At 67.4% G+C, this 7,342-nt stretch carries 6 protein-coding genes; 2 read left to right on the top strand and 4 right to left on the bottom strand.

All coding sequences use genetic code 11. The features are described from left to right. Positions 1 to 55: 55 nt before the first annotated feature. The 3 genes from ACFRAU_RS20575 to ACFRAU_RS20565 are packed head-to-tail and all read right to left on the bottom strand — an operon-like array spanning position 56 to position 4,031. Positions 56 to 1,219: a mannitol-1-phosphate 5-dehydrogenase gene (locus tag ACFRAU_RS20575; RefSeq protein WP_378001265.1), complete on the bottom strand. Its 1,164-nt coding sequence runs from the start codon at positions 1,217 to 1,219 to the stop codon at positions 56 to 58. Continuing rightward, positions 1,219 to 3,249, bottom strand: a complete 2,031-nt coding sequence (locus ACFRAU_RS20570; protein ID WP_377995744.1) for a PTS mannitol transporter subunit IICBA — start codon at positions 3,247 to 3,249, stop codon at positions 1,219 to 1,221. Before ACFRAU_RS20570 ends, ACFRAU_RS20575 begins: the two co-directional genes overlap by 1 nt. Before the next feature lie 53 nt (positions 3,250 to 3,302). Further along, the gene (locus ACFRAU_RS20565) at positions 3,303 to 4,031 is read right to left on the bottom strand and encodes a TetR/AcrR family transcriptional regulator (RefSeq protein ID WP_377995743.1); all 729 of its coding nucleotides are present in this window, start codon (positions 4,029 to 4,031) and stop codon (positions 3,303 to 3,305) included. 162 nt (positions 4,032 to 4,193) lie between these two features. Between ACFRAU_RS20565 and ptsP the strand changes: the two genes are divergently transcribed. Then, positions 4,194 to 5,879, top strand: coding sequence for a phosphoenolpyruvate--protein phosphotransferase (gene ptsP, locus ACFRAU_RS20560; RefSeq protein WP_377995742.1), 1,686 nt, complete (start codon positions 4,194 to 4,196; stop codon positions 5,877 to 5,879). Between the two features lie 100 nt (positions 5,880 to 5,979). Here ptsP and ACFRAU_RS20555 read toward each other — a convergent pair whose 3' ends face one another. After that, the gene (locus tag ACFRAU_RS20555; protein ID WP_378001264.1) at positions 5,980 to 6,807 is read right to left on the bottom strand and encodes an alpha/beta fold hydrolase; all 828 of its coding nucleotides are present in this window, start codon (positions 6,805 to 6,807) and stop codon (positions 5,980 to 5,982) included. A gap of 48 nt (positions 6,808 to 6,855) precedes the next feature. Here ACFRAU_RS20555 and ACFRAU_RS20550 point away from each other — a divergent pair, with 48 nt between their 5' ends. Continuing rightward, positions 6,856 to 7,293 (top strand): helix-turn-helix domain-containing protein, encoded by a 438-nt coding sequence (locus ACFRAU_RS20550; protein WP_378001263.1) that lies wholly within the window; start codon positions 6,856 to 6,858, stop codon positions 7,291 to 7,293. Positions 7,294 to 7,342 lie beyond the last annotated feature (49 nt).

Raw genomic sequence — 7,342 nt, 5'->3', positions numbered from 1 at the left:
ACGCCGGAACTCACCTTGAGTTCCGGCGTCGTGCGTTTCGTCATATGCAGGGAGGCTAGGCCGGGGCGGCGACGTCCTCCGCTTTGCGCTCCTCGACGAGACCGCAGACCGCCGCAAAAAGCGGGTGGTCCTGCGCCAGCCCGGTGATCCGCTCCGTAGCGGCGGCCGGCTCGGACGAAGCCAGGATCTGGCTGAGTTCCACGGCCTCGGCGTCGGCGGGGTCGTTGAAGCGCAGGGCGGCCGCGATGGCCCCGAGCAGCGCTTCGGGGACAATCCCGCGCTCGGCCAGTTCCGCCGCCGGGCCGATGAACCGTTCGTGCCGGCTAAGCTTGCGCAGCGGGGCCCGGCCCACACGGTTCACCGTGTCCGGCAGGTGCGGGTTGGTGAAGCGGCCCAGGATCTTCTGGACGTAGGCCTCCTGCTCGTCATAGCTGAAGCCGTGCTTGGACACGAGCAGCTGCTTCGTCTCGTCCAGCACGGCGCGCACGTCTGCGGCAACGTCCTCGTCGGCCATGGCATCGGAGATCTTCTCCAGCCCGGCTTCAAAACCGAAGTAGGCCGCGGAGGCGTGCCCCGTATTCACCGTGAACAGCTTGCGCTCGATGTAGGGGCCCAGCTCGTCCACGAAGGTGGCGCCCGGTATCACCGGGGCAGCCCCGCCGAACGGAGTGCGGTCGATGACCCATTCGTAGAACGTCTCCACCGTCACGTCCAGGCCCTGGCCCGGTTCCTGGTTGGGCACAATGCGGTCCACGGCCGTGTTGGCAAACACGGCCGCGTCCGCCAGCGACCCGGCCGCTTCGTCCCAGGACGAGGCGATCGACTCGCGCAGGATGTCCGTGGCGTTGATGGCGTTCTCACACGCCATCACCTGCAGCGGCGCCAGCCGCGCGGCCCGGGCAGCAATTCCCTTGGCGATCGCGGGGGCCACGAACTTGAGGATGTGCGGCCCCACAGCAGTGGTGACGATATCCGCCGTCGCAATTTCCTCGATGAGCTGCGCCTCCTGGGTGCCGGAGTTCACCGCCCGGAAGTTGTCCACCGTGCGCACGGCGGGGTTCTCCCCCACCTCGTGCACGCTGTAGTTGTCCGCCCCGGCGAGCTGGGAGATCAGCGCGTCCGCAACATCGGCGAACACCACCTCATACCCGGCCTCGTGCAGCAGCAGGCCGACGAACCCGCGGCCGATGTTGCCGGCCCCAAAATGTACAGCCTTCACTATGCGTTGACCTTTCCGAACAGCTCCAGGACTTCGTCCACAGATGTCGCCGCCTCAAGCTGCGCCACCTGCGCCTTATTCGTGAAGACCTTGGCGATCGAGGACAGGATGTGCAGGTGCTCGTTGTTGACGCCGGCCACGCCCACCACGAACTTGACCTGCTTGCCGTTCCAGTCGATGCCCTCGGGGTAGCGGATCACCGAGACAGCCGACTTCCGGATGTGGTCCTTGGCGGCGTTGGTGCCGTGCGGGATGGCCAGGAAGCTGCCCATGTACGTGGAGACGGACTCCTCGCGCTCGTGCATGGCGCGGATGTAATCCTCGTCCACCGCCCCGCGCGCCAGCAGCAGCTGGCCCGCCTCGTCGATCGCGGCATCACGGGTGGAGGCTGATCCGGCCAGGACCACACTCTCCGGCACCAGGATGTCCGACGGCGCCGCACCGGTTTCGGGGGCACCGGCGGTTTCGGCGGTGGTGCCGGCAGTTGCTGCATCGGCCGGGGCTGCCACTGTGGCCGCCCCGGCGCCGGGAGCCGCCGTTCCTTCCGTATTGCTGCGCTCGACCAGTTCCACGATCTCGTCATAGCGCGGGCTGTTCATGAAGTTGTCCACGGAGACGTGCATGGCGCTGGCCGTGGCAGGCTTGGCCCGCTCTGTCAGGTCCTGGTGCGTGACCACAACGTCGTAGGTGTCCTTGAGATTGGCGATGGACGCGTTGGTGACGTTGACCTCCGGGAACCCGGCGGCCTTGATCTTGTTGCGCAGCACCGAGGCGCCCATGGCACTGGAGCCCATGCCGGCGTCGCACGCGAACACGATGTTCTTGATGGGCCCGGTCAGGACGCCCACTCCGCCTCCGGCGTCGGCCCCGGTGAGGGTGGAGGCGACGGAGCTCTTCTTGCCCTTCATCTCCTCCATGCGGCTGGTGGCCGCGCTGAGGTCGTCCTCGTCACTGTGGCGCGTGGTCCGCAGGATGACCGAGGCGACCAGGAAGGACACCGTGGCGGCGAGCAGCACCGAGAGCGCCACGCCGAGGTAGCTGTCACGGGCAGTCTGGGCGAACACCGCAAAGATTGATCCCGGAGCCGCCGGCGCAACCAGACCTGCTCCCGTGACGGCAAGGGTGGCGATGCCGGTCATGCCGCCGGCGATCGCTGCCAGGATCAGCAGTGGGCGCATGAGGACGTACGGGAAGTAGATCTCGTGGATGCCGCCGAGGAACTGGATGATCGCGGCGCCGGGGGCGGAAGCCTTCGCCGCACCGCGGCCAAAGAACATGTACGCCAGCAGGATGCCGAGGCCCGGGCCCGGGTTGGCCTCCAGCAGGAAGAGGATGGACTTGCCCTGCGCCAGCGACTGCTGGATGCCCAGCGGGGTCAGCACGCCGTGGTTGATGGCGTTGTTCAGGAAGAGGACCTTGGCCGGTTCGATGAAGATGGAGGTCAGCGGAAGCAGGCCGTTGTTCACCAGGAACTGGACGAAGTTGCCGGCGGCCGTGCTGAACGCGGTCACCAGCGGGGAGATGCCGTAGAAGCCCAGCATGGCCAGCAGGGCACCCCAGATGCCGGCGGAGAAGTTGTTCACCAGCATCTCGAAGCCCGGGCGGATCTTGCCGTGCCAGATCGCGTCGAGATGCTTCATGGTCCAGCCGCCCAGGGGTCCCATGATCATGGCGCCGATGAACATCGGGATGCCTGCGCCGACGATCACGCCCATGGTGCCGATGGCGCCAACGACGCCACCCCGCACGTCATAGACCATCTTGCCGCCGGTGTAGCCGATCAGCAGCGGCAGCAGGTAGGTGATCATGGGGCCGACGAGGCCCACGTTCGGTGCGCCCGCCGCGTTGGTGCCGAACCCGCCCAGGGCAGGGACGGGGATCCAGCCCTTCTCGATGAAGAGGGCTGTGATGAGCCCCCAGGCGATGAAGGCGCCGATGTTGGGCATGATCATGCCGGACAGGAACGTCCCGAACCTCTGGACGTGCACCCGCGCACTGGTTTTGGGTTTTGCAACTGTCTCTGTTGCCATGTGATTTCCTAACGTGGTCCCTGCGGCACCGCAGGATGGTCCGATAGTTTCGACTAGCCGGTGGAACTGGTGGAGATCCGGTGGAGCCATTCGAGAAAAAGCTTGAGTTCCGAGCTGGTGAGCTGGTCCGAGTGGGATGCCTGCAACGCCGCGTTCAGCGCAATGGCAGCCACCACCACCGATGACTTCCCGGAGTCCTCCGGTCCGGCATCCCGCCCTTGGTCCCTGGACACCGCAAAGATCATGGCGTCCCGGGTCATCGTGGACAGCTCCAGGTTCCGCTCCGCGGCCGGTTCTGCGATCAGCATGAGTGTCACGCCCACGTTGGCGGCCAGGATGCTCCTGGCGGCTTCCCGTGGCTGGACGTTCAGCTGGCCGGCCGCAGCGGCCTTGTTCAGCATTTCCTCCAGGAGACCCTCCGCATCGGCAACGATGGCGGGGCGGCTCTCGGGGCGGATGTTACCGAACATGACCAGATAAAGTTCGGGCTGCTTGAGCCCGAACTGGACGTGGTTGTCCCACATCCGCCGGATATCCACCAGGGGCTGTCCGGACGGGGCGAAATCCCTCTCGCCCGCCACATACTCTTCGAAGCCCGCGGCGACTACTGCGTCAAACAGGCCCTCCTTGTCACCGAAGTGGTGATAGAGGGTGGGCGCCGTGACGCCCGCCAGCTGCGTGATCTGACGGGTGGAAACAGCGGCCCCCGCGGAGTTGGCCAGCAATTCGGCTGCCGCACGCAACAGCCTCATTTTGGGCGGAAGCTGGCCATCGAAACTCATAACCGCTACCCTAGCACCTATAGCAACGCTATATGAACTGAATCACATACAATTTTTTTCAGGCACCGCAACGCACATCGGACGTAGCCGTTCCGAGCTTCCGGGCTCCCGCCCGGGCAGATTCCGGCGGGCCTGGTTACCGGCAGAGAACGAGGACCTTCAGTGCAGAACTTCCCAGGAGTAGGCGTCAGCCCAGGCCGCATCATCGGCACGATCCGCCAGATGCCCAAGCCCATCAGCGAACCTCCGGCCGGCGAGCAGCTGGCCGCCGGAACCACGCCCGAGGAGGCGACGGCGGCGCTGAAGGCTGCCTCGACAGCCGTCCACGATGAGCTGAAGGCCCGCGCGGACCACGCCACCGGTGATGGCAAGGCCGTCCTGGAAGCCACGGCCCTGATGGCCAAAGACACCATGCTGATCAAGGGTGCCGCCAAGCTGATCGCCAAGGGGGTTTCCGGGCAGCGGGCCATCTGGGAATCCGGCGCCTCGGTCTCCGAGATGCTGCACAACCTCGGCGGTTACATGGCCGAGCGCGCCACTGACGTCCTGGATGTCCGCGCCCGCATCGTGGCCGAACTCCGCGGCGTGCCCGCCCCTGGCATCCCGTCGTCGAACGAACCGTTCATCCTGGTGGCCGAGGATCTGGCCCCTGCCGACACCGCCACCCTCGATCCGAACAAGGTCCTCGCACTGGTGACCGCCGGCGGCGGTCCGCAGTCCCACACCGCGATCATCGCCCGCTCACTTGGCCTGCCCGCCGTCGTGGCCGCGGTGGGCGTGGACGAGCTCCCGGACGGCACCGAGGTTTACGTCGACGGCGCCGCCGGTTCCATCACGGCCAGCCCGGACGACTCACTGCGCGCAGCCGCCGAGGCCTGGGCCGCCACGGCGTCCCTCCTTGCCGAATTCAGCGGGACGGGTTCGACGGCGGACGGCCACCTGGTGCCGCTCCTCGCCAACGTGGGCGGGGCCAAGGATGCCCAGGCCGCGGCCAAGCTCGGCGCCCAGGGCGTGGGCCTGTTCCGCACCGAGTTCTGCTTCCTGGAACGTGACACCGAGCCCTCAGTCGAGGAGCAGGCCGCCGCGTACAAGGGCGTGTTCGATGCCTTCCCCGGTAAAAAAGTAGTGCTTCGTACCCTGGACGCGGGCGCGGACAAGCCGCTCCCCTTCCTCACCGACTCCACCGAGCCCAACCCGGCGCTGGGCGTGCGCGGCTACCGCACCGACTTCACCACCCCGGGCGTCCTGGACCGGCAGCTGGAGGCGATCGCGAAGGCCGAAAAGGAATCGGAGGCCGACGTTTGGGTCATGGCACCGATGATTTCGACGGCGGAGGAAGCCGCCCGTTTCGCCACCATGTGCGCCGAAGCCGGCATCAAGACGCCGGGTGTGATGGTGGAGGTTCCCTCCGCCGCCCTCACAGCCGACACCATCCTGCGCGAAGTGGGGTTTGCCAGCCTGGGAACCAACGATCTCACCCAGTACGCCATGGCCGCCGACCGCCAGCTGGGTCCTCTCGCCGGGCTGAACACGCCGTGGCAGCCCGCCGTGCTGCGCCTCGTGGGCCTGACCGTGGAAGGTTCAAGGGCAGAGGGACACAACAAGCCGGTGGGCGTTTGCGGCGAGGCCGCGGCGGACCCTGCCCTCGCCGTCGTGCTGACCGGCCTGGGCGTCACCACCCTGTCCATGACGGCCCGGTCGCTGGCAGCGGTGGCCGCCGTGCTGAAGACTGTCACGCTGGCGGAGGCCCAGGAGCTGGCCAAGCTGGCCCTGTCCGCGCCAAGCGCCGTGGAAGCCCGGGCCTGGGTCCGGGAGAAGCTGCCCGTTTTGGAAGAGCTCGGGCTGTAGTTCCGGTAGTTGCTAGGGAGGTGCGGGCGTCCGGTTTCCGGGCGCCCGCACCCGCCTGACGCCGCGTAGCAATAGGGCAAATTGGGGTTCAGGCCAGGGTTTAGGTCACGGCACCGCCTGCCGCCGTGGAGCCCTCGGCTGCGGTGCCGGCCCAGTGCCGGATGATGCGGGCAACATCTTCGGTGGCGGTCTCCTGCACCACGTGCCCGCGTCCGCGCACCTCGGCAAACGCACCGTCCGGTGCCTGCGCCGCGAGATAGGTACACCACGGCCGGCGTGCGATCGGGTCCCTTCCGCCGCGGAGCACCAGTACCGGCTGGGTTACGCCCCGCACCCGGGAATCGAGCGGATACGCCATCATCACGGGCAGTTCCGTCAGGTACCACCGCATGCCGGTGCGGAAATAGTCGGCGAAGACCACGGCGTTGGTGGTCGGCGGTTCGCTGAGCAGTGCGTCCCGTGTCAGCGCGAGCGCGTGCCAGGCAGCGCTCCTGCGGGCGGAATCCACCACCGGCCCCATGAGCACTGTGCGGGTCACCAGCCGGGGAGCCTGAAGTGCCAGCTCCACCGCAAACTGCGCTCCCATGGAGTGCCCCACCACAATGCAGGACTCCACGCCACGCTCCGCCAGGACCGCCGCGACGAAGCTGGCATATTCGCCAACAGTCACCTGACGGCCGGGCCGCGGCGTGCCGCCGAAACCCGGCAGGTCGAAGGAATAGACGGCAGCGCCGGCGTCCTCCTCCTGCCGGTGCTGCCCTTCCGGACGTTGGGCCAGTTCGACGTGCAGCCGGGCAAGGTAGCGGTGCGAGACGCCGATGCCGTGGAGCAGCACGTAGGCCGGCTGGCCCGTGGACGGCGCGTTGGATGAGTACAGGCGGCCGGTCAGGCCGTTCGCCGTCACTGCTGCTCCACCGGCAAGTCTCATCCGCCGAGCATATCCAACCCTCCGTTCCGCAGCGGTTAGGCTTCTGCCATGGCTCTGATTGCTCCCAGGGTGGCGCCCGCCCTTCCTGCCGAAGACGCGCTGGCGCTGCAGCGCGCACTCGACGGCGGCACTGACATCACCGTGTTCGTGGACGGCACCGTCCACCGCCTCCCGCCGCAGGCGAGGGACGCCGTCGTCGACCTTCTGTCAAGGTTCAGCCGCGGCGAAGCGGTGACCGTAAGCAGCGTGGAGGAAATGCTGACCACCTCGCAGGCGGCCGAACTGGCCGGCATCTCCCATACCTACCTGCGGAACATGACGGACCGGGGCGAGATCCCGGTGGAATACCGCGGCACGCACCGCCGCATCAGGCTGGCCGCGATCATGAGCTGGCTGGAGGGGCAGAAAAAGAAGCAGGCGGCAGCGGACGCCGCCGGCGCCGTGAGTTCCGACGGCGGGACCTCCGACGGCGGAAGCGGAACGTAGCGCCTCGCCCGGCCGTGCCGTGGCCCACAACGTTAAACGTGCAAAGATT

The sequence above is a fragment of the Arthrobacter sp. NPDC056691 genome (assembly GCF_042791415.1).
In the GTDB taxonomy this organism is placed as follows: Bacteria; Actinomycetota; Actinomycetes; order Actinomycetales; family Micrococcaceae; genus Arthrobacter.
This window is presented reverse-complemented; position numbering and strand designations above follow the sequence as displayed.